Raw genomic sequence first — 20,806 nt, forward strand, 5'->3', positions numbered from 1 at the left:
CGCCCTCCTCACGGCAGCTGGGTCCCGACCAGCACCGCGACGAGGGGCACCACCGCGGTCGCGACGAAGGCCGGCAGGAAGCACAGCCCGAGCGGGAGCACGAGCATGACCGCGGCCGTGCCACCAGCCTGCTCGAGGCGCCGGGACTCCGTCTCGCGCAACGTCGTCGCCGCATCGAGGAGCACCCTGGCCGAGGGCGCACCGACGGCATCGGCGACGACGAAGGCCGTCGCCGTGGGGCCCCACACGGCACGGGCGTAACCCCAGGCCTGCCCCATCGGGCGTCCCCAGCGAAGGGCTGCCGCCACCCGAGTGAGGTCCTCCGCGGCCCCGGGGGCGGCCACCTCCGCGACCTCCTCGAGGGCCTCGACGAGGCCCCGGCCGGACTGCAGCGCGAGCGCGAGCAGGACACTGGCGTCCGCCACGTCCTCGACCGTGACGCCGACTCGTGCCGGAGACGGTTGCGGATCGGCACCACGTGACCACCACGCTCGGCCCGCGGATGTCCCGGGCCAGACGATGACCGCCCCGAGCACGAGCACCACGACCGCTCCGCTCACCGGTGCACCTCGGCGGCCACGGCCCGGGCGAGCACCCACCGGCAGACGAGCCAGCCGACGCCGGTCAGACCCAGCCCGACGGCCGCGCTGACCATCGTCACGACGCTGTGGCCGTAGACCTCCCAGGGCGCGAGGCCGAAGGTCAGCCCGGCCAGCGTCCCGACGAGTGGCAGCAACGTGAGCATCCGCATCGTCGCCCGCGCACCGGAGGTCGCCGCGTCCAGCCGGCGCCGCGCCTGGACCTGCGCCCGCAGCACCTGCGCGCTCGTCGTCATCGACGGCGCCAGGGCGACCCCGAGGTCCTCGCTGAGTGCCCAGGCCCCCGCGAGGGCGTTCAGCTCGGGTCGCTGCAGGGCGTGCGTGCGCCACACCTCCCCCGCGCGACCGCCCGATGACAGCTGCTCGTGCACGTCCGCGAGCACGCCCGCCCACGGCTGCGGTGACTCCCCGGCGACGACCCGGACCGCCGTGGTCGGCGTCGCGCCCGAGCGGAGTGTCATGGCGAGCAGGTCGGCGACGCGGGCCAGACCCTCGAGGTCGGCCAGCGGGGCGCCGTGCCGGGCGGACCGCCATCGCACGCGCAGTCGCGGCTCGGTGCCGGGCACTCCTGCGGCGGCAGCCCGCCCGGGCCAGCACAGGGCCGCGGCGAGGACGAGCGTGACGACCAGCAGGCTCACGACGGCGCCCCCGGGAGCGAGCCGATGGAGTCCACGACGCGCCGACCGCCGACCCGGCGCAGGTGGATGACCACGTCGATGGCACTGGCCACCTGCGCGCGCACGGCATCACGACTCATCCCGGCCAGGGCCCCGAGCGCCTCCAGGCGGCTCATCACGTCCTCGGCACGGTTCGCGTGGAGGGTGCCGCAACCCCCTTCGTGCCCGGTGTTGAGTGCGAGGAGCAGGTCGCGCACCTCGGCGCCGCGCACCTCACCGACGACGAGGCGATCCGGCCTCATGCGCAGCGCCTGGCGCACGAGGTCGACCATCGTCACCTCGCCGGCACCCTCCGTGTTCGCCGAGCGCGCCTGCAGCAGGACGACGTGCGGATGCTCCACCTGGATCTCACCGACGTCCTCGACGACGAGCAGCCGCTCGTGCGCGGGAACCTCAGCCAGGAGCGCGGCCAGCAGCGTCGTCTTGCCCGTGCCGGTCCCGCCGGTGATGACGTGGGCACGCCGCTCGGCGACGACCTCGCGCAGCTGTCCGGCCTGCCTCGGGGTGGCCATCCCGAGGTCGACCAACCGGTCCAGCCCGCCGCCGCGGTGACGTGGGATGCGCAGGCTCACGTGCGGGCCGCCGGCGACGAGCGGCGGCAGCACCGCGTGCAGGCGGATGCCGCGAGGCAGCAAACCGTCCACCCACGGCTGGGCATCATCCAGCCGCCGTGCGGCCATCGCCGCGAGCCGGGTCGCCAACCGGCGCACGGCAGCGTCGTCACCGACCTCGACGCCCACGGCTCGGGTGACGCCCGCACCGCGCTCGACCCACACCGAGCCGTCTCCGTTGACGAGGATGTCCGTGACGCTCTCGTCCGCCACCAGCGGCTCGAGCACCCCCAGCCCCATCAGCTCGGCCTGCAGCTCGTCCGAGCGTCGACGGGCTCCCGCGACGCCCAGGCGCACCGCCTCGGAGTGGGCCACGTCCGCGATCGCCGAGTCATCCGGCGTCCGCCCGGCCCGCACCTGCGCGTCCATGGCGCTCGACCACCTCACGAGACCAGCCCCAGCACCCCGTCGGCCCGGACGCTGGCATCGGCAACGCCCGTCGCGGGCAGGGCCCCCACCACCGCCCGGGCCACCTCACCGACCGGTCCGCGAGGTCGCGGCGCACGGCCGCGGGCCTCGTCCCGCAGGACACCGGGATCATCGGCGCAGTGCTCCAGCAGCGGCAGGCCCAGGTGGTCCGCGGCTCGCGCCGCCACCCGCTCGGCCCGACGCGGGCCCCGGGTGACCAGGAGGGTCCGGTCGGTCAGGTCGCCCAGGTCGGCGGCCCACCGCTCGCCATCCCGCAACCAGCGCGGACGCACCCCGACGAGCCCGATGGCGATGTCCGCGAGCCGGCGCAGCTCCTCGGGAAGCACGGGTCCGGACGGCGCGTCGAGGACGACGGGCCCGATGGCGGCCAGGGCCTCGACGACCGCCGCGGTCGCCGAGACCGACGGCCGCCCTCCCCGGGCCGCGAGCGCCGGTACCGGCCCTGCCGGGAGCCGCCGCCGCAGGCCCTCCGCGTCGACCGGTCCCTCGTGGTCGGCGAGATCGCCCCACCGCAGCCCCTCGAGGTGCTCGACCGCCAGCGTCGCGTCCAGCCCGCCACCCCGGAAGTCGGCGTCGACGAGCGTCGGCGCACGGCCCCGGCCCAGGACGGTGCCGGTGACGGCGGTGAGAGTCGAGGCGCCCAGCCCGCCGGAGGCGCCGGTCACGAGGATCACGGGATGCATGCCCCGAGGCTGCCGCCCTGCCGGACCGACCGAGGCCGGGCGGCTCACTCCTGTGGGAAGCCCCGCCCGTCGTTCCCGCTTGTGGACAACGGCACCGGGACAAACGACGGCCCCGGCGGGGGAGCGCCGGGGCCGTCTACGCTCGGACTCCGGGGGGAGGGAGCCGCGCGTCGCCGCTCAACCCTCAGGGAGCGGCTACATCCAACTTTAACGGACTCCGGACGCAACGCAATTCCTAACGACTGTCACATTTGCGACGGGTGTTCACTCGCCCGGAGCGCCCCCTCGAGGACACCCCGAGCGGGCCCGAGGATCCGTCGGGACGGCCTCAGCCGATGCGTCCGGCCCGCACCGAGTCAGCGATCCGCCACCCCTCCTCGGCACCGGCCACGAGCGAGTCACCACAGTGCTGCAACCACAGGACCAGACCCGGCTGGCCCCCGTGGACGTATCCGTTCAACGAGCCGAGGTAGGCCGGGCCGCCTTCGTGCCCGTGCCCGGCCTCGGGAACGGCCACAGCGGTCGGGTCGAGCCCCGTCTCCGCGATGAGGGCGCGCTCCACGGCGCGGGCGACGAGGCCGTTGCCCACCACGAAGGGGCGCACCGTGGTGATCTCCGCGTGGACGATCGATGCGACGACGAGGGCGGGGGCCTCGCTCGCCCCCTGCATGAGCTCGATGATGCCGTTGAGGCGGTCGCGCAGCTCGGCGCCCGTGGGGGCCGCACCCAGGTCGGCGAACTCCTCGCAGCCCTCCCCCTCGCGACGCGGCCGACCCAGCTGGTCGTGGTCGTCGACGAGCTGGGCTGCTGCGACGGTGTGCAGCCGCGCCAGTGCCTGGCCGGGCGACCGGGTGATGAGCTGGCCCAGGTGCTCCGTCTCGGACGTCGCGGAGATCGCCCCGTGGATGACCCGCTCCGCGGGGTCCGGGCGCGGGTTGCGCTCACGGGCCCCGCGCATGAGGTCACGCACGATGGAGGCCGTCGACCGGGCCCCGTCGAGCTCGGCGCTCGCCCACGCACCGCGCACCCGTGACTCGGCGGCCGCCTCCGGGATACGCCGCCGCAGGGCCTCGTGCCACCGCAGCTGCGTACACACCTCCCGGGCCTTCGCGGACGCGTCGGCCACCTCGGGCAGGGCAGCGATCGTGGTCAGTGCGGACAGGAGGGGACTGGAGTCGGCCACCCCCACAGCGTAGGCCGCACTAGTCTGCGCCCATGACCGCCGGCCTGCACCTCCCCACCGTGGTGGTCGTCTCGGGTGCCTTCATCGCCTGTGGTCTGCTCATCGCGTTCCTGCGCTGGCGACGCCACCGCCCCGGGTTCATCTCGGTCACCGACCAGGCGACGTACGAGACCCTGCACACCGCGTCGGTAGCAGCACGCCACCTCGCCGACGGGTTCACCGACGAGGGCTGCGAGCGCGCGGCTCCCTTCCTGCGGGCGATGCTCGCCACGCCCGCGCTGGCGATCTGCGACCGGAGCAGTGTCCTCGTCTGGGACGGCGAAGGGAGGCACCACCTGCCCGGTGTCATGGACCAGGGGCAGTCGGTCTTCTCCTCGGGACGCACGCTCGTCCTCGGACCGGAGTCAGTCACCTGCAGCTCGCTGGAGTGCCCCCTGCGCTCGGCCGTGCTCGCCCCGGTGTCCGTCGAGGGCCGGGTGATCGGGATGATCGCCGGTTTCGGACCGGCGGCGTCCGCAGGTCTCGCCCGCGCCGCGGAGGAGGTCGCCTCGTGGGTGGCCACCCAGGTCGAGCTGGCCGAGCTCTCCCACCAGCGCACCCGCGCCATGGAGGCCGAGCTGCGTGCCCTGCGCGCCCAGATCTCGCCCCACTTCATCTACAACAGCCTCGCGGCGATCGCCTCCTTCGTGCGCACGGACCCGGCCCGCGCCCGCGAGCTGCTGCTCGAGTTCGCCGACTTCACCCGGTACGCCCTGCGACGCGACGGCGCCTTCACGACCGTCAGCGAGGAGCTGCGCAATGTCGAGCGCTACCTCGTCCTCGAGCAGGCCCGCTTCGGCGAGCGTCTCGGCATCACGCTGAAGGTCGCGCCCGAGGTGCTCCCGGTCCGGGTGCCCTACCTCGCCATCCAGCCCCTCGTGGAGAACGCCGTGCGCCACGGGCTGGCCCCCAAGGAGGGGCCGGGTCACATCACCCTGAGCGCCATCGACCACGGCACCGATGCCGAGTTCGCGGTCGACGACGACGGGGTCGGGGCCGACCCGGAAGCCATCCGCAAGGTCCTCGACGGGCAGTCCCGCACCGACTCGGTCGGACTGGGCAACGTCGACGCCCGCCTGCGCCAGGTCTACGGCGAGGAGTTCGGGCTCGTCGTCGACACGGCACCGGATGCGGGGATGCGGGTCTCGTTCCGGGTACCCAAGTACTCCCCCGCCCTCGAGGAACCCGCCTAGTGTGGTCCCCATGTCGCGCGCGCCACTCCCAGGGCTGACCGCCCTCGTCGTCGACGACGAGGCCCCGGCACGCAACGAGGTCGCCTGGCTGCTCGACCAGGACGACCGGGTCAGTCGTGTCCTCACCGCGTCCAGCGGCACGGCGGCCCTCGCCGCACTCGAGCGCGAGCAGATCGACGTCGTCTTCAGCGACATCGCCATGCCCGGCCTCGACGGCATGGCGCTCGCCCGCGTCATCCGTCGCTTCGCGGAGCGACCCCGCGTCGTCTTCGTCACGGCCTACGACACCCACGCCGTCGACGCCTTCGACCTGGACGCGGTGGACTACCTGATGAAGCCGGTGCGCCCGGAGCGGATCGGCGAGGCGGTCCGGCGCTGCCTCGCGTCGGCAGACCGGGAGACGGGGACCCCCGAGACGGGCGAGTCCGACGAGACCATCCCGGTCGAGCTCGGCGGGGTGACCCGCTTCATCCCGCGCAGCGAGATCCGGTGGGTGCAGGCCCAGGGCGACTACGCCCGGCTGCACACCCCCTCGGGCTCGCACCTCGTGCGCATCCCGCTGGCCACGCTCGAGGACCGGTGGGCCGAGGCCGGATTCGTCCGGATCCACCGCTCCACCCTCGTCTCCACCCGGCACATCAGCGAGGTCCACAACGACGGCGGACGCTGCTCGGTCGTCGTCGACGGCACCGAGCTGCAGGTGAGCCGCCGGCACACCCGCGCGCTGCGGACCACCCTGCTGCGCCCCCGTACCGACTCCGTCGACGGGTGACGCCCCCACCGGAGCGGGTCCGGGTCACCCGCACCCGCAGGAGCACCGAGGGCGATCACCCGCGCACGGTGCGCGAGGAGATCGTCGGGGAGTCCGGGCTCGGTGCGACGTACGTCTCCTCGCTCATGCGCGCCCAGCTCCAACTCACGCTCGGGGTCCTCGCGGTCGGCGTGATGACCCTCTGCGCCCTCCCCCTGATCTTCGCGCTCGTCCCACCCGTGCGATCGCTGTCCGTTCTCGGGATCCCGGTCGCCTGGCCCGTCCTCGGTGTGGTCGTCTACCCCGTCGTCGTGCTCGTCGCCCGGTGGTACACCCGCTCCGGTGAGCGGCTGGAGGCGGAGTTCGAGGACCTCGTGAGTCGCCGGTGAGCGACCCGCTGAGCGTCGCCGCGATCGTCGTCGTCTGCATCACCACCCTCGCGCTCGGCGCCCTGGGGCTGCGGCTGGCGACGGGGACGAGCGACTTCTACGTCGCCGGTCGCGCCGTCACCCCGTGGCGCAACGCGAGCGCCATCGGGGGCGAATACCTCTCCGCCGCGAGCTATCTGGGTGTCGCCGGGCTCGTCTACGAGAACGGCGTCGACATGCTGTGGATGCCCGTCGGCTACACGGTCGGGTACCTCGTCCTGCTCGTCCTCATCGCCGCTCCCCTGCGCCGGTCCGGCGCGTACACGCTCCCGGACTTCGCCGAGTCCCGGCTGGAGTCCTCGACGCTGCGGCGCGGCTGCGCCCTGCTCGTCGTCGGCATCGGGTGGCTCTACCTCCTGCCGCAGATGCAGGGGGCGGGCCTGGCGCTGCGGCACGTCTCGGGGCTGCCCACCTGGGTGGGCGTCACCGTGCTCACCGTGATCGTCACCCTCAACGTCGCCTCCGGCGGCATGCGGGCGGTCACCCTCGTGCAGTCGGTCCAGTACTGGATCAAGCTGTCGGCCATCGCCATCCCGGCCTTCGTCCTGCTCGCCGTGTGGGCACAGTCCGGGGCGCCACCACCGCAGGCCGACGACTCCTGGTGGGAGCCGCTCACCTCGACCGAGCCGGTCACCCGCTCGCTCTTCACCACCTACAGCACCCTCGCCGCCCTGTGCCTGGGCACCATGGGGTTGCCGCACATCGCCGTGCGCTTCTACACCAACCCCGATGGCGTGGCTGCCCGACGCACGACGGTCGCCGTGCTGGCGCTACTCGGGCTGTTCTACCTCTTCCCACCGGTCTACGGCTTCCTCGGGCGGGCGTACCTCGACGCCCCCGACCTGCTCAACGACCCCGGCCGCACGGTGGTCCTCGCCCTGCCCGGGGCCATGCTGCCCGGCCTGGAGGGGCGGCTGCTGACCGCCCTCGTCGCCGGCGGCGCCTTCGCCGCCTTCCTCTCCACCGCCTCGGGCGTGACCATGTCGGTGGCGGGGGCGATCGACCAGGACGTGCTCCGACCTCTCCTGAGCCGACTGACCAAGAGCGACGCGACGCCCGCCGGCTCCTTCCGTCTCGCCGCCGGGATCGGGGTCCTCGCCCCCTTCGCCGTGGCGGCCTCGACCGCGCCGGTGGGGATCTCGTCCGCCGTCGGCCATGCCTTCGCCATCGCGGCGGCCACCTTCGCCCCCTTGCTGATCCTCGGCGTCTGGTGGCCTCGGCTGACGGCGAAGGGGGCCGCGGCAGGGGTCCTCGTCGGTGGCCTGACCACGGGTGCCGCGGCGCTGGCCTCCGTCCTCGGCCTCGTCCCGGACGGGTGGACCGGCGCGCTCGTCGCCGCGCCGACCGCGTGGGCGACCCCGCTCGCCTTCGTCGTCACGGTGCTGGTCTCGCTGGCGACCCCCGGCTCGCGTCCCCGCCGCTGGGCGCGCACCATGGCTCGACTGCACACCCCGGAGGAGGTCTTCGCCGACGCGCGATGACCGCTCGTCGCAGCCGGGCGACCGCTCATCGTGGGGCTCCCTCCCGCACGGCGACGCAGGCAGCACGTCGACCGCGGAGGACGACCCGGACGCGCACGACAGGTCCCCTCCTGCACCAGTGTTGGTCCATCCGGCCGGAGCCGTCCGGACCCACCAACTACCCGGAGGTGTGTTGTGAGCAACGACGCTCCCACGCTCGGCGAGCGCTACATCGCCGTCCAGGAGTCCGAGGATTTCGGCGAGCTGCGCCGCAAGTTCCGCGGATTCGTCTTCCCCGTCACCGCGTTCTTCCTCGCGTGGTACTTCCTCTACGTGCTGCTGTCGATGTTCGCACCCGACTTCATGGGCACCCCGGTCTTCGGCAGCATCAACATCGGCCTGCTCCTCGGGCTGGGCCAGTTCGTGACGACCTTCGCGATCACGATCGTCTACGTCCGCTGGGCCGACCGGGTCTTCGACCCGCGCGCCGAGGCGCTGTCCGCCAGCGTCGGCAGCCACGGGACCCCGGAGGTGGACGGCTGATGAGCGCCATGAGCACCCTGGCCGCCGCGACCACGACCGGTTCGCCGGCCCTGAACATCACGATCTTCGTCGTCTTCGTCGTCGCGACGCTGGCGATCGTCATCAAGGTGGCGTCCGGCCACAAGACCGCCAGCCAGATGTACACCGGCGGCGCTGCGTTCTCCGGCCGGCAGAACGGCCTGGCCATCGCCGGCGACTACCTCTCGGCCGCAAGCTTCCTCGGGATCGCCGGGGCCATCGCCCTGCAGGGGTATGACGGCTTCCTCTACTCCATCGGCTTCCTCGTGGCCTGGCTCGTCGCCCTGCTCCTGGTGGCCGAGCTCTTCCGCAACACCGGCCGCTTCACGCTGGCCGACGTGCTGTCCTACCGGTTGCGGCAGCGTCCGATGCGCATCGCCACGGCCAGCTCGGTCCTCGCGGTCTCCTTCTTCTACCTGCTGGCCCAGATGGCCGGCGCCGGATCCCTCGTCTCGCTGCTCCTGGGCGTCGACGGCGCGATGGCGCAGAACGTCGTCATCGCCGTCGTGGGCATCGTCATGGTCAGCTACGTGATGATCGGTGGCATGAAGGGCACCACCTGGGTGCAGATGATCAAGGCCGTGCTGCTGATCTTCGCCGTGGCGATCATGACCGTGTGGATCCTGGGCAGCTACGGCTTCAACTTCTCCGCCCTCATGCAGGCCGCGGTCGACAAGAGCCCCACCGGGGTCGGGGACAAGCTCCTCGAGCCGGGCCTGAAGTACGGCGAGAGCCTGACGACGAAGATCGACTTCATCTCCCTCTCGCTCGCCCTCGTCCTCGGGACCGCCGGACTCCCCCACGTCCTGCAACGCTTCTACACCGTCCCGACGAGCAAGCAGGCCCGCAAGTCGGTCGAGTGGGCCATCTGGCTCATCGGTGGCTTCTACCTGCTGACGCTGGTCATCGGTTACGGCGCCGGCGCCCTCGTCGGTCCGGACGTCATCAACGACGCCCCGGGCAAGGCGAACGCCGCCGCTCCGCTGCTGGCCTTCGAGCTCGGCGGGTCCTGGCTGCTCGGCATCGTCTCGGGCATCGCCTTCGCGACGATCCTCGCGGTCGTCGCCGGGCTGACGATCACCGCGAGCGCGAGCTTCGCCCACGACCTGTACAACCAGGTCTTCAAGAACGGCGAGGCCACCCAGGAGCAGGAGGTGAAGGTGTCGCGCTACGCGGTCATCGGTATCGGCATCGTGGCGATCCTCGGCGGCATGCTCGCCAAGAACCAGAACATCGCCTTCCTCGTGGCCCTCGCCTTCGCCGTCGCGGCGAGCGCGAACCTCCCGACGATCCTCTACAGCCTCTTCTGGAAGCGCTTCAACACCCGTGGGGCGCTGTGGTCGATGTACGGCGGCCTCGGGTCGGCGATCGTCCTCATCGCCTTCTCCCCCGTGGTCTCCGGGTCCGAGACGGCGATGATCCCGGGCGCCGACTTCAGCATCTTCCCGCTGGCCAACCCGGGTCTGATCTCGATCCCGCTCGGCTTCATCCTCGGCTGGCTCGGAACGATCTCCAGCAAGGAGTTCAACCGCGCCAAGTACGCCGAGATGGAGGTGCGCAGCCTCACCGGACACGGCGTGGCCGAGATGGTCGACCACTGAGCCGACCCGCGCGACGTGCGCAGCACGCGCCCCGAAGGGGGGAGAGCCGCGGCTCTCCCCCCTTCGTCGTGTCAGCGCGGTGCGGGAAGGTCAGGCATTGGCCGGGGCGTGCGTGCCCGCGCCGCGACGGCGGATGACCGGGTCCGTGGTGGTCGCGGTCTCGTCCGCCGCGGCCTGCGCCCCCAGGACGACGAAACCGTTGTCCGCGAGGAGGTCGAGGTCCTCCTGCGCGGCCTGCCCCTCGGCCGTGAGGTAGTCCCCGAGGAAGATCGAGTTGGCCACGTGCAGCCCGAGGGCCTGCAGGCTGCGCAGGTGCATCTCCCGGCCCGCGGCGATACGGATCTCCGTCGACGGTGCGAGGAGCCGTGCCGCGGCGAGGATCCGCAGGCAGCGCAGCGGCGTCAGCTCCCACGTCTGCTGCTTCGGGGTCCCGTCGAAAGGGATGAGGAAGTTGATCGGAATCGACTCCGAGCCCATCTCGCGCAGCGCGACGAGCGCCTCGACGAGCTGCTCGTCGGTCTCGCCGAGGCCCGCGATGAGCCCGCTGCACGGGGAGAGACCGGCGCCCTGCGCCCTGGCCACCGTGCGGACCCGGTCCTCGTAGGTGTGCGTGGTGACGATCTGGTCGTGGTGCGACTGCGCGGTGTTGATGTTGTGGTTGTACGCGTCGGCCCCGGCCTCCCGCAGCCGCTCGGCCTGGCCGTCCCGCAGGAGCCCGAGGCAGGCGCAGACCTCGACGTCGGGGCGCTCGTCCTTGATCGCACCGACCATGCCGGCGACCCGCTCGACGTCGCGGTTGCTCGGGCCACGGCCGCTGGCGACCATGCACACCCGGGTCGCGCCACCGCGCAGCCCGGCCCTGGCCTGCTCGAGCGCCTCGTCCTCCGTGAGCCAGGTGTAGCGCAGGATCTCGCTCGTGGAGCTGAGCGCCTGGGAGCAGTAGCCGCAGTCCTCGGGGCACATCCCGGACTTGAGGTTGACGAGGTAGTTGACCTTGACGGTCATGCCGAAGTGCGCGCGTCGCAGCCGGCCGACGGCGGCCACGAGGTCCAGCACCTCCTCGTCGGGTGTCCCCAGCACGGCAAGGGCGTCCTGCGGTGTCGCCTCCGCTCCGGCGAGGATGCGGTCGACGAGGTCGTCGTGGGTGGTCATGTGGCTACCTCCGGTGTCTGGGTCTGGTCAGTCGTCGCCCACGCCACGGGCGTGGAGGGCGTCGCCCGTCGCCTGGGCGTCGGCCACGACCCGGATGGCGAAGGGGGTGAGTCGGGCCCGCACATCACGCTCCAGCCCGCGGGCGCGGGCCGCGTCACGGGTCTCCTCGGCGAGCCCGATCGTGGCGGGGATGGTGCGGAGCACGAGCGAGAACGCGAGCGCCACCCGCTCCGGCTCGAGCCGGAACCGGTGCCCCGGGATGCGACGGACGAGCCTCGACGGCGGCTCCAGGGCACGCTCGACGACGTCGAGGATGGCGTCGACCGGCGTGGTCGTGGTGACGACGGTGGCCAGGAGGACGAGGGCGACGAGGTCCCCCACGGTCTCGACGGCTCGCGGCCAGCCTTCCTGGCGGGTGAGCCAACCACCCAGCACGAGGACGAGGAGCAGCAGCCCGCGCAGAGCCCGGACCAGGTCGCGGCCCGGCATGCGCGCGAGGGCCACGAGCGCCACGGTGACACCGAGGGCGAGGAGCGCCGACGGCCACCCCCGGAGGATCGCGACGAGCGGACCGGCCACGAGCAGGGCCAGCAGCTTCGTCCCTGCGGACAGCCGGTGCAGGCACGTGTCGGCGGGCCGGTACCCACCGAGGAGCAGGCGGCTCATGCACTCACCCGGTACTGCGCGACGACCTCGGCGGCGGGCCCGTCGGCGACGACACGCCCTCCGGCGACCAGGAGTGCCCGGTCGCACCTCTCGGCGAGCTCGAGGTCGTGGGTCACGAGGACGAGCTGCTGGGGCAGGGCCATCAGCAGGTCCCCGACCCGGCGGGCGTTGGTCAGGTCGAGCAGGGTGGTCGGCTCGTCCGCGACGAGGACGTCGGGGTCGAGTGCGAGTACGCCCGCGAGCGCCAGCAGCTGGGCCTGACCGCCCGAGAGCGCGTGCACGCTGCGGTCCTCGAGTCCGTCGAGTCCGTGGGCCGTGAGGATCTCGCGGACGGCCTGCCGCCGGGCCCCGGGGTCCCGGTGGCTGCGGCGGAGGGAGAGGGCCACGTCCTCCCCCGCGGTCGGCATCACCAGCTGGGCCCGGGGGTCGGTGAAGGAGAAGGCGACCCGTCGTCGCACCGCACGCCCGTCGCGGGCGACGTCCAGTCCGTCGACGCGGACCGTCCCGGTGGTGGCCGTCACGAGCCCGTTGAGGAGACGCGCCAGGGTGGACTTGCCGGCGCCGTTCGGACCGATGAGGGCGACCCGGTGCTCGGTGAGCTCCAGGCTCGTCCGCTCGAGGACCAGTCGGTCACCGTCGGCCGTGGACCGCCGGACGGTGACGTCCTCGAGTTCCAGGCGGGCCATCAGGACCCGCGGCGCAGCAACCACGGGAAGGCCCGGTGCACCGCTGCAGCCACGGCCGCGGTGGCGGCCAGCTTGATGAGGTCACCGATCCAGAAGGCGGCGTCCACCGTGGCTGCGGCCGTCCAGTCGAGGTCCGCCCGCAGGTGCAGACCGACGATGCCCGCGCCGTGGATGAGCGCCACGGCGAGCAGGCCACCGGCGAAGAGCGCGGCGGCGCCCGGGGTCCCGGACCGGCGCGCGAGGGCGGTGGCCACGGTACCGATGACCGCGGCGCCGACGACCATGCCGATGATGTACCCGCCCGTCGGCCCGCTGATGACGGCCAGTCCCGCCTTGCCGTTGGCGAAGACGGGCAGGCCGGCGACGCCGACGCCGATCCACAGCACCACGGCCATGGCCCCCCGTCGGGCCCCCAGGACCGCCCCGGCGAGCAGCACCCCGAAGGTCTGCAGCGTGATCGGCGCGAAGGCCGAGACGTTGATGGCGGGCAGGATCGAGCACACGGCGATGAGGGCGGCCAGCGCCGCGACGAGCGCAAGATCGACGGAGGCGGCACGGTCCCGGGTGGCCAGATGGGTCGTCACGGTCGGTCCTCCGTCGTCGCACTGAACGCCGTTCACCGGCGGTGAACGGCGTTCAGATTAGGGTGCGGGGCAGGTAGGGTCAAGTTGATCCGCAGGACGCACCAGGACGAAGGGAGGGCCGTGCCCGACGCCCACACCCCCCGCTCGCGCCCACTCACCCGCGCCCTCCTCGTCGACACGGCGCTGGCGATCCTCGCCCGGGCGGGCCTGCCCGACCTGACGATGCGCGCGATCGGCACGGAGCTCGGCGTGCGGCAGAGCGCGCTGTACCACCACGTCGACAACAAGCAGGCGCTCCTGGGCGCCGTCGCCGACGAGATCATCGCGCGTGGTCCGCGCGGCCCGGCCGGGGTCGGGGACGACTGGCGCCGCCGGGCGCGCCGCCGGTGCGCCGACCTCCACGCGGCCGTGACCGCCTACCCGGACGGCGCCGATCTGGTCATGAGCATGTGGGCCTTCGGGATGGGTGCGCAGGCGCCCTTCGTCGAGCTGCGCGACCTCCTCACCGAGGCCGGCCTGTCCACCGAGGTGGCCCCGACGGCGGCCCGAACCCTCCTGCACTTCGTGTACGGGCACGCCTACGACGAGCAGTCCCACGAGCACGCGGCCCGATCCGGGATCACCCCGGGCGAGCGTGCGCCGACGGACTTCGACACCGGCTTGGACATCGTGCTCACCGGCATCAGCGCGCTGCCGGGACTCACCGACGACCGACCCCGGACCGCTCGCCCGGGCCGCTGACCTCAGGCCGGGGCAGCCGCCTGGGCGCGCAGCGCCGCCGCCCGGTCGTCGTCGACGGTGGCGAAGAAGTCCCCGACGACGTCCTCGAGGTGACCCAGACCCCGGGCCGCGAAGAGGATCGGCTGGTACTTGGTGATGTCGTAGTTGAGGGTGCCCATGTCCACGAGGTCCAGGTCCCGGATCTCCATGGACGCGTACTCCTGGATCTCGCCGTAGCTGGAGAGGATCCCGGCCCCGTAGGCCTTGAGATCGTCCCCGTCGTAGGCGACCCCGAACTCGATCGAGAACCAGAAGACGTCGGCGACGAACTGCATCGCCTCGTCCGTCTCCAGCCGCAGTGACGCCTCGCCGGCGGCTTGCGTGATTGCGGCGAAGCGGGGGCTGGCCAGCTGGTTCGCGTGCCCGATGACCTCGTGGATGATGTCGGGCTCCGGCGTGTACAGCGGCTCGGCGCCGTGGCGCAGGTACTGCGTGGAGTTGAAGGTCTGGTTGGCCAGGTCCGCGTAGAAGTCACGCAGCGGCACCAGCCCCGGCGCGCAGACATAGCGCCATCCGGTCAGCGGCAGCAGCCGCTCGCTGACCTCGTGCAGCTGCGGGACGTGGTCGACGGGCAGCGCCAGCCGCTCCTTGGCCGCGAGGTACTCGGGGTGCGCGTGGGCCTCGTGCAGGGGCGCGAGCTCACGGCTGACCTGTCGCCAGACCGAGTGCTCGTCCTCGGTGTAGTCGATGGACGGGACGGGCTCGGTGCGGCGGTCCCAGCGCAGTGCCGTCCCTGCGATCTCGCCCCGCCGACGCAGGTACTCCGCGTCGTCGCGACCCGGGTGGGTGTCCGCCAGGTGGACCTCCACGGTGCCGTCGTCGTGCTCGGTCACGGGTGAGTACAACTGTCCTTCGGTGAACACGTCACCACCTCCTTGTGGTCAGTCAACAGTGACAGATCAGGACCATCGAGGCCACGGGCGCGGGGAACACTGGTCATGATGTGCAGTGCGCTGGCGCTCCGCTCCCCCCGCGCCTGGGCACAGTGCGTACCCCCCGGGGCAGGTACCGAGCGGCACCTGCCGTTCGTCGCCCCGGGGCCGACGCCCGGCGACGGTGAACGGTCATCGATTGTGCTCATGACCACATCGGGGGAAAGTAGGGGTGGTACCCACCGTGCGCTGACGCACGGCCACTCGATGAGGAGGACACGTGTCGGACTACGCCCCGAGCACCGAGTTCGCCGACCAGGCGGTCGGCAAGGCAGACCTGTACGACGAGGCTGCGGCAGACCATGAGGGATTCTGGGCCGCCCGTGCCCGCGAGTACGTCACCTGGAGCAAAGACTTCGACACCACGCTCGACTGGAGCGACGCCCCCTTCGCCAAGTGGTTCGTCGGCGGCGAGCTCAACGTCGCCCACAACTGCGTCGACCGCCACGTCGAGGCCGGCAACGGCGACCGCGTCGCGATCCACTTCGTCTCCGCCAACGGCGACGACGACCGTGCGATCACCTACGCAGACATGCAGCGTGAGGTCGCCAAGGCCGCCAACGGCCTCGAGTCCCTGGGTGTGGAGAAGGGTGACCGGGTCGCCATCTACATGCAGATGATCCCGGAGACGATCTTCACGATGCTGGCCTGTGCCCGCATCGGTGCACCGCACTCGCTCGTCTTCGCCGGCTTCTCCGCCGATGCGTTGCGGGCCCGCATCGACGACGCGGACGCCAAGGTCGTCGTCACCAGCGACGGCCAGTTCCGCAAGGGCAAGGCCATGCCGTTGAAGAAGGCCGTCGACGAGGCCGTCGAGGGCACCGCGGCGCAGAAGGTCCTCGTCGTCAAGCGCACCGGCATCGATGTCGACTGGAACGACCGGGACGTCTGGTGGGACGACGTCGTCACACCGGCTGCGGACACCCACGAGGCGGTCGCCCACGACAGCGAGCACCCCCTCTTCCTGCTGTACACCTCCGGCACGACCGGCAAGCCCAAGGGCATCCTGCACACCACGGGCGGATACCTCGTGCAGTGCGCCTACACCAACGCCGTCGTCCACGACCTGCACCCGGAGACCGACGTCTACTGGTGCACCGCCGACATCGGCTGGGTGACCGGGCACAGCTACATCGTCTACGGCCCGATGGCCAACGGCGCCACGCAGATCGTCTTCGAGGGCACCCCGGACAGCCCCCACAAGGGCGTCTTCTGGGAGATCGTGCAGAAGTACGGCGTCTCGATCCTCTACACCGCCCCCACTGCGATCCGCACCTTCATGAAGTGGGGCCACGACATCCCGGAGCAGTACGACCTGTCCTCCCTGCGCGTGCTCGGCTCGGTCGGTGAGCCGATCAACCCGGAGGCCTGGCGCTGGTACCGGGAGCACATCGGCGGTGGCAGCACCCCGATCGTGGACACTTGGTGGCAGACCGAGACGGGAGCGATCATGAACTCCCCGCTCCCGGGCGTCACCGACCTCGAGCCGGGCAGCTCCCAGGCACCGGTGCCCGGCATCCACGCGGAGGTCCTCGACGACGAGGGCAACCGACTCACCGACCCCGAGGCGGTCGGCTACCTCGTGCTCACCAAGCCGTGGCCGGCCATGCTCCGCGGCATCTGGCGGGACCCGGAGCGGTACAAGGAGACCTACTGGAGCCGCTTCGGGCCCGACCTCTACTTCGCCGGTGACGGCGCGAAGTACGACGAGAAGGGCAACATCTGGATCCTCGGCCGCGTCGACGACGTCATGAACGTCTCCGGCCACCGGATGTCGACCGCCGAGATCGAGTCGGCGCTGGTCTCCCACGACAAGGTGGCCGAGGCCGCCGTCGTCGGGGCGTCGGACCCCACCACGGGACAGGCGATCGAGGCCTTCGTCATCCTGCGTCAGGACGCAGCGACCGAGGCCGACGCCGAGGGCGGCAACGAGCTCGTCACCGAGCTGCGCAACCACGTGGCCAAGCACATCGGCCCGATCGCCAAGCCGCGCTCGATCATGATCGTCTCCGAGCTGCCCAAGACCCGCTCCGGCAAGATCATGCGGCGGCTGCTGAAGGACGTCGCAGAGAACCGCGAGGTCGGCGACGTCACCACCCTCGCCGACTCCTCGGTCATGTCACTGATCCAGGACGGCATGTCCAAGTCGGCCAGCGACTGACCCACCACGACGAAGGGGCCTGCCCACCGGTTACCGGTGGGCAGGCCCCTTCTCGTGTGCCGTGGGACGGGACGCCGCCACCTCCGCACGCACGAAAGCCCCCAACGGTGTGGTTGGGGGCTTTCGTGTGAATGGTTGTCCGGCTGCGTCCTACTCTCCCACACCGTCTCCAGTGCAGTACCATCGGCGCTGAAAGGCTTAGCTTCCGGGTTCGGAATGGGACCGGGCGTTTCCCTTTCGCTGTGACAGCCGTAACTCTATGGAAATACGATTCGCAGGTTTCACCCCGGATCGGGGGTGGCTGACCGTATCTCGGGAACTGCACAGTGGACGCGAACGTTTCTTTTTTTACGCAACAAGTGTTGTGTGTGTATCAAGTCATCGGCTTATTAGTACCAGTCAGCTGCATGCATTGCTGCACTTCCACATCTGGCCTATCAACCCAGTCGTCTACTGGGAGCCTCTCGAACCGTAGTTCATGGAAACCTCATCTTGAGACATGCTTCCCGCTTAGATGCTTTCAGCGGTTATCACTCCCGAACGTAGCTAATGAGCGGTGCTCTTGGCAGAACAACTCACACACCAGAGGTTCGTCCAACCCGGTCCTCTCGTACTAGGGTCAGCCTCTCTCAAGTTTCCTACGCGCACAGCGGATAGGGACCGAACTGTCTCACGACGTTCTAAACCCAGCTCGCGTGCCGCTTTAATGGGCGAACAGCCCAACCCTTGGGAGATACTCCACCCCCAGGATGCGACGAGCCGACATCGAGGTGCCAAACCATCCCGTCGATATGGACTCTTGGGGAAGATCAGCCTGTTATCCCCGGGGTACCTTTTATCCGTTGAGCGACGGCGCTTCCACAAGCCACCGTCGGGTCACTAGTTCCGACTTTCGTCCCTGCTCGACATGTCTGTCTCGCAGTCAAGCTCCCTTGTACACTTGCACTCGCCACCTGATTGCCAACCAGGCTGAGGGAACCTTTGAGCGCCTCCGTTACTGTTTAGGAGGCAACCGCCCCAGTTAAACTACCCACCAGGCAATGTCCCTGATCCGGATCACGGACCGAGGTTAGATAACCAGAACGACCAGAGTGGTATTTCAACGATGACTCCACACACACTGGCGTGCATGCTTCAACGTCTCCCACCTATCCTACACAAGCCGTCCCGATCACCAATACCAAGCTATAGTGAAGGTCCCGGGGTCTTTCCGTCCTGCTGCGCGTAACGAGCATCTTTACTCGTAGTGCAATTTCGCCGAGTTCGTGGTTGAGACAGTGGAGAAGTCGTTACGCCATTCGTGCAGGTCGGAACTTACCCGACAAGGAATTTCGCTACCTTAGGATGGTTATAGTTACCACCGCCGTTTACTGGGGCTTAAATTCTCCGCTTCGGCCACACGTGGCCTAACAGGTCCTCTTAACCTTCCAGCACCGGGCAGGCGTCAGTCCGTATACATCGTCTTGCGACTTCGCACGGACCTGTGTTTTTAGTAAACAGTCGCTTCTCCCTGGTCTCTGCGGCCCTTTCCCCTAGCCCGTGAAGAGCTTCAGGGTCCGGGCCCCCTTCTCCCGAAGTTACGGGGGCATTTTGCCGAATTCCTTAACCACGATTCACTCGATCGCCTTGGTATTCTCTACCCAACCACCTGAGTCGGTTTGGGGTACGGGCGGCTAGAACCTCGCTAGAGGATTTTCTCGACAGCATAGGATCACCCTGCTTCCCGCTAAAGCGGTCACCATCAGGTCTCAGGCACATGAGCTGCGGATTTGCCTACAGCTCGCCCTACACCCTTGGACGTGGACAACCATCGCCACGCGGAGGCTACCTTCCTGCGTCTCCCCATCGCTTGACTACTACCAGCTCGGGTCACGCGTTCCACCCACCGGCGGGATCCGAAGATCCCTGTGGTGGGCTTCAGGCGCTTAGCATCACTGGATTCATCAGGGGCGGTTCTTCGCCGGTTCCGGAATATCAACCGGATGTCCATCGACTACGCCTGTCGGCCTCGCCTTAGGTCCCGACTTACCCAGGGCAGATTAGCTTGACCCTGGAACCCTTGGTTATTCGGCGGACGGGTTTCTCACCCGTCTTTCGCTACTCATGCCTGCATTCTCACTCGTGTGGCATCCACGACTGGATCACTCCGCCGCTTCACTCGCCACACGACGCTCCCCTACCCATCAACACGCCTGGACACCCACCCCGAAAGGAGGATGCCGAGCAGTGCGTTAATGCCACAGCTTCGGTGGTGTGCTTGAGCCCCGCTACATTGTCGGCGCGGAATCACTTGACCAGTGAGCTATTACGCACTCTTTCAAGGATGGCTGCTTCTAAGCCAACCTCCTGGTTGTCACGGCAACTCCACATCCTTTTCCACTTAGCACACGCTTAGGGACCTTAGCTGGTGATCTGGGCTGTTTCCCTCTCGACCACGGAGCTTATCCCCCGCAGTCTCACTGCCACGCTCTCACTTACCGGCATTCGGAGTTTGGCTAACGTCAGTAACCTGGTGAGGCCCATCAGCTATCCAGTAGCTCTACCTCCGGTAAGAAACACGTGACGCTGCACCTAAATGCATTTCGGGGAGAACCAGCTATCACGGAGTTTGATTGGCCTTTCACCCCTACCCACAGCTCATCCCCTCAGTTTTCAACCTAAGTGGGTTCGGTCCTCCACGACGTCTTACCGTCGCTTCAACCTGGCCATGGGTAGATCACTCCGCTTCGGGTCTAGACCCAGCGACTCATACGCCCTATTCGGACTCGCTTTCGCTACGGCTTCCCCACACGGGTTAACCTTGCCACTGAGCACTAACTCGCAGGCTCATTCTTCAAAAGGCACGCCGTCACCCCACAAGGAGGCTCCGACGGATTGTAGGCACACGGTTTCAGGATCTATTTCACTCCCCTCCCGGGGTACTTTTCACCTTTCCCTCACGGTACTTGTCCGCTATCGGTCACCAGGGAATATTTAGGCTTAGCGGGTGGTCCCGCCAGATTCACACGGGATTTCTCGAGCCCCGTGCTACTTGGGAACACTCCACGAGAGTCTGCATCATTTCGTCTACGGGGGTCGCACCCTCTGTGCCGAGCCATTCAAGACTCTTCGACTATGACGCAGATTTATCACTCCCGTCCGGGATGTCAGTCCCGAAACGAAGGTCCCACAACCCCGCACCTGCAACGCCTGACAGCTATCACACAAGTGCGGTTTGGCCTGATCCGATTTCGCTCGCCACTACTCACGGAATCACAATTGTTTTCTCTTCCTGTGGGTACTGAGATGTTTCACTTCCCCACGTTCCCTCTACCCGGCCTATATATTCAGCCGGGAGTGACTGGACTTGCCTCCAGCCGGGTTTCCCCATTCGGAAATCCTCGGATCACAGTCTGGTTATCGACTCCCCGAGGCTTATCGCAGATTCCTACGTCCTTCTTCGGTTCCTGGTGCCAAGGCATCCACCGTGCGCCCTTAAAAACTTGAGCCACAAAGATGCTCGCGTCCACTGTGTAGTTCTCAACATACGGGCAGCACCCCACCCAACTGTCGACGCTGACCACCACACCCCAAAACACAGGATGCACGTGGCAGTCCGCCGACCAGGCAGGGCCCACAACCAACACACCC

18 protein-coding genes and 2 rRNA genes are annotated in these 20,806 nt (G+C 69.4%); 8 read left to right on the forward strand and 12 right to left on the reverse strand.

Annotated elements, in window-relative coordinates:
* Window positions 1-8: 8 nt before the first annotated feature.
* From PVE36_RS12765 to PVE36_RS12785, 5 genes are all read right to left on the reverse strand, one after another.
* Window positions 9-560 (reverse strand): type II secretion system F family protein, encoded by a 552-nt coding sequence (locus tag PVE36_RS12765; protein WP_277452871.1) that lies wholly within the window; start codon window positions 558-560, stop codon window positions 9-11.
* Window positions 557-1,237, reverse strand: coding sequence for a type II secretion system F family protein (locus PVE36_RS12770; protein ID WP_277452873.1), 681 nt, complete (start codon window positions 1,235-1,237; stop codon window positions 557-559). The genes PVE36_RS12765 and PVE36_RS12770 overlap by 4 nt, the downstream gene beginning before the upstream one ends.
* Complete coding sequence (locus PVE36_RS12775; RefSeq protein WP_277452874.1) at window positions 1,234-2,274, reverse strand: TadA family conjugal transfer-associated ATPase; 1,041 nt, start codon at window positions 2,272-2,274, stop codon at window positions 1,234-1,236. Before PVE36_RS12775 ends, PVE36_RS12770 begins: the two co-directional genes overlap by 4 nt.
* A complete protein-coding gene (locus PVE36_RS12780) occupies window positions 2,271-2,999 on the reverse strand; it encodes a hypothetical protein (protein ID WP_277452875.1) in 729 nt (242 codons plus the stop codon). Before PVE36_RS12780 ends, PVE36_RS12775 begins: the two co-directional genes overlap by 4 nt.
* Window positions 3,000-3,327: 328 nt before the next feature.
* Window positions 3,328-4,182, reverse strand: a complete 855-nt coding sequence (locus PVE36_RS12785) for a Fic family protein (protein WP_277452876.1) — start codon at window positions 4,180-4,182, stop codon at window positions 3,328-3,330.
* 32 nt (window positions 4,183-4,214) lie between these two features.
* Between PVE36_RS12785 and PVE36_RS12790 the strand changes: the two genes are divergently transcribed.
* From PVE36_RS12790 to PVE36_RS12815, 6 genes are all read left to right on the forward strand, one after another.
* Window positions 4,215-5,414: a histidine kinase gene (locus tag PVE36_RS12790; RefSeq protein WP_277452877.1), complete on the forward strand. Its 1,200-nt coding sequence runs from the start codon at window positions 4,215-4,217 to the stop codon at window positions 5,412-5,414.
* Between the two features lie 10 nt (window positions 5,415-5,424).
* Window positions 5,425-6,186: a LytTR family DNA-binding domain-containing protein gene (locus PVE36_RS12795; RefSeq protein ID WP_277452879.1), complete on the forward strand. Its 762-nt coding sequence runs from the start codon at window positions 5,425-5,427 to the stop codon at window positions 6,184-6,186.
* Complete coding sequence (locus PVE36_RS12800) at window positions 6,183-6,554, forward strand: hypothetical protein (protein ID WP_277452881.1); 372 nt, start codon at window positions 6,183-6,185, stop codon at window positions 6,552-6,554. The genes PVE36_RS12795 and PVE36_RS12800 overlap by 4 nt, the downstream gene beginning before the upstream one ends.
* A complete protein-coding gene (locus tag PVE36_RS12805) occupies window positions 6,551-8,074 on the forward strand; it encodes a cation acetate symporter (protein WP_277452882.1) in 1,524 nt (507 codons plus the stop codon). Before PVE36_RS12800 ends, PVE36_RS12805 begins: the two co-directional genes overlap by 4 nt.
* A 174-nt stretch (window positions 8,075-8,248) precedes the next feature.
* The gene (locus PVE36_RS12810; protein WP_277452884.1) at window positions 8,249-8,596 is read left to right on the forward strand and encodes a DUF485 domain-containing protein; all 348 of its coding nucleotides are present in this window, start codon (window positions 8,249-8,251) and stop codon (window positions 8,594-8,596) included.
* An 8-nt stretch (window positions 8,597-8,604) separates the two neighbouring features.
* Window positions 8,605-10,215, forward strand: coding sequence for a cation acetate symporter (locus tag PVE36_RS12815; protein WP_277455842.1), 1,611 nt, complete (start codon window positions 8,605-8,607; stop codon window positions 10,213-10,215).
* 90 nt (window positions 10,216-10,305) lie between these two features.
* Here the strand turns inward: PVE36_RS12815 and bioB are convergent, their stop codons facing one another.
* Genes bioB through PVE36_RS12835 form a run of 4 tightly spaced genes read right to left on the reverse strand, consistent with a single transcriptional unit; the run spans window position 10,306 to window position 13,303 of the window.
* The gene (gene bioB / locus PVE36_RS12820) at window positions 10,306-11,367 is read right to left on the reverse strand and encodes a biotin synthase BioB (protein WP_277452885.1); all 1,062 of its coding nucleotides are present in this window, start codon (window positions 11,365-11,367) and stop codon (window positions 10,306-10,308) included.
* A 27-nt stretch (window positions 11,368-11,394) separates the two neighbouring features.
* Window positions 11,395-12,033: a CbiQ family ECF transporter T component gene (locus PVE36_RS12825; RefSeq protein WP_277452888.1), complete on the reverse strand. Its 639-nt coding sequence runs from the start codon at window positions 12,031-12,033 to the stop codon at window positions 11,395-11,397.
* A complete protein-coding gene (locus PVE36_RS12830) occupies window positions 12,030-12,719 on the reverse strand; it encodes an ABC transporter ATP-binding protein (protein ID WP_277452890.1) in 690 nt (229 codons plus the stop codon). Before PVE36_RS12830 ends, PVE36_RS12825 begins: the two co-directional genes overlap by 4 nt.
* A complete protein-coding gene (locus tag PVE36_RS12835) occupies window positions 12,719-13,303 on the reverse strand; it encodes a biotin transporter BioY (protein ID WP_277452892.1) in 585 nt (194 codons plus the stop codon). The genes PVE36_RS12830 and PVE36_RS12835 overlap by 1 nt, the downstream gene beginning before the upstream one ends.
* A 120-nt stretch (window positions 13,304-13,423) precedes the next feature.
* Between PVE36_RS12835 and PVE36_RS12840 the strand changes: the two genes are divergently transcribed.
* Window positions 13,424-14,044 carry a TetR/AcrR family transcriptional regulator C-terminal domain-containing protein gene (locus tag PVE36_RS12840; RefSeq protein ID WP_277452893.1) on the forward strand — a complete coding sequence of 207 codons (621 nt, stop codon included), beginning with the start codon at window positions 13,424-13,426 and terminating at the stop codon, window positions 14,042-14,044.
* Window positions 14,045-14,046: 2 nt separating this feature from the next.
* Here the strand turns inward: PVE36_RS12840 and PVE36_RS12845 are convergent, their stop codons facing one another.
* Window positions 14,047-14,946: a phenylalanine 4-monooxygenase gene (locus tag PVE36_RS12845; RefSeq protein ID WP_277452895.1), complete on the reverse strand. Its 900-nt coding sequence runs from the start codon at window positions 14,944-14,946 to the stop codon at window positions 14,047-14,049.
* 289 nt (window positions 14,947-15,235) lie between these two features.
* Here PVE36_RS12845 and acs point away from each other — a divergent pair, with 289 nt between their 5' ends.
* Complete coding sequence (acs, locus tag PVE36_RS12850; protein ID WP_277452896.1) at window positions 15,236-17,176, forward strand: acetate--CoA ligase; 1,941 nt, start codon at window positions 15,236-15,238, stop codon at window positions 17,174-17,176.
* Window positions 17,177-17,313: 137 nt separating this feature from the next.
* Here the strand turns inward: acs and rrf are convergent.
* Window positions 17,314-17,430: ribosomal RNA gene (rrf, locus tag PVE36_RS12855) — 5S ribosomal RNA — on the reverse strand.
* Window positions 17,431-17,545: 115 nt separating this feature from the next.
* Window positions 17,546-20,664, reverse strand: a 23S ribosomal RNA gene (locus tag PVE36_RS12860).
* Between the last annotated feature and the right edge of the window lie 142 nt (window positions 20,665-20,806).

It is taken from the genome of Janibacter sp. DB-40 (assembly GCF_029510815.1).
Classification (GTDB): domain Bacteria; phylum Actinomycetota; class Actinomycetes; order Actinomycetales; family Dermatophilaceae; genus Janibacter.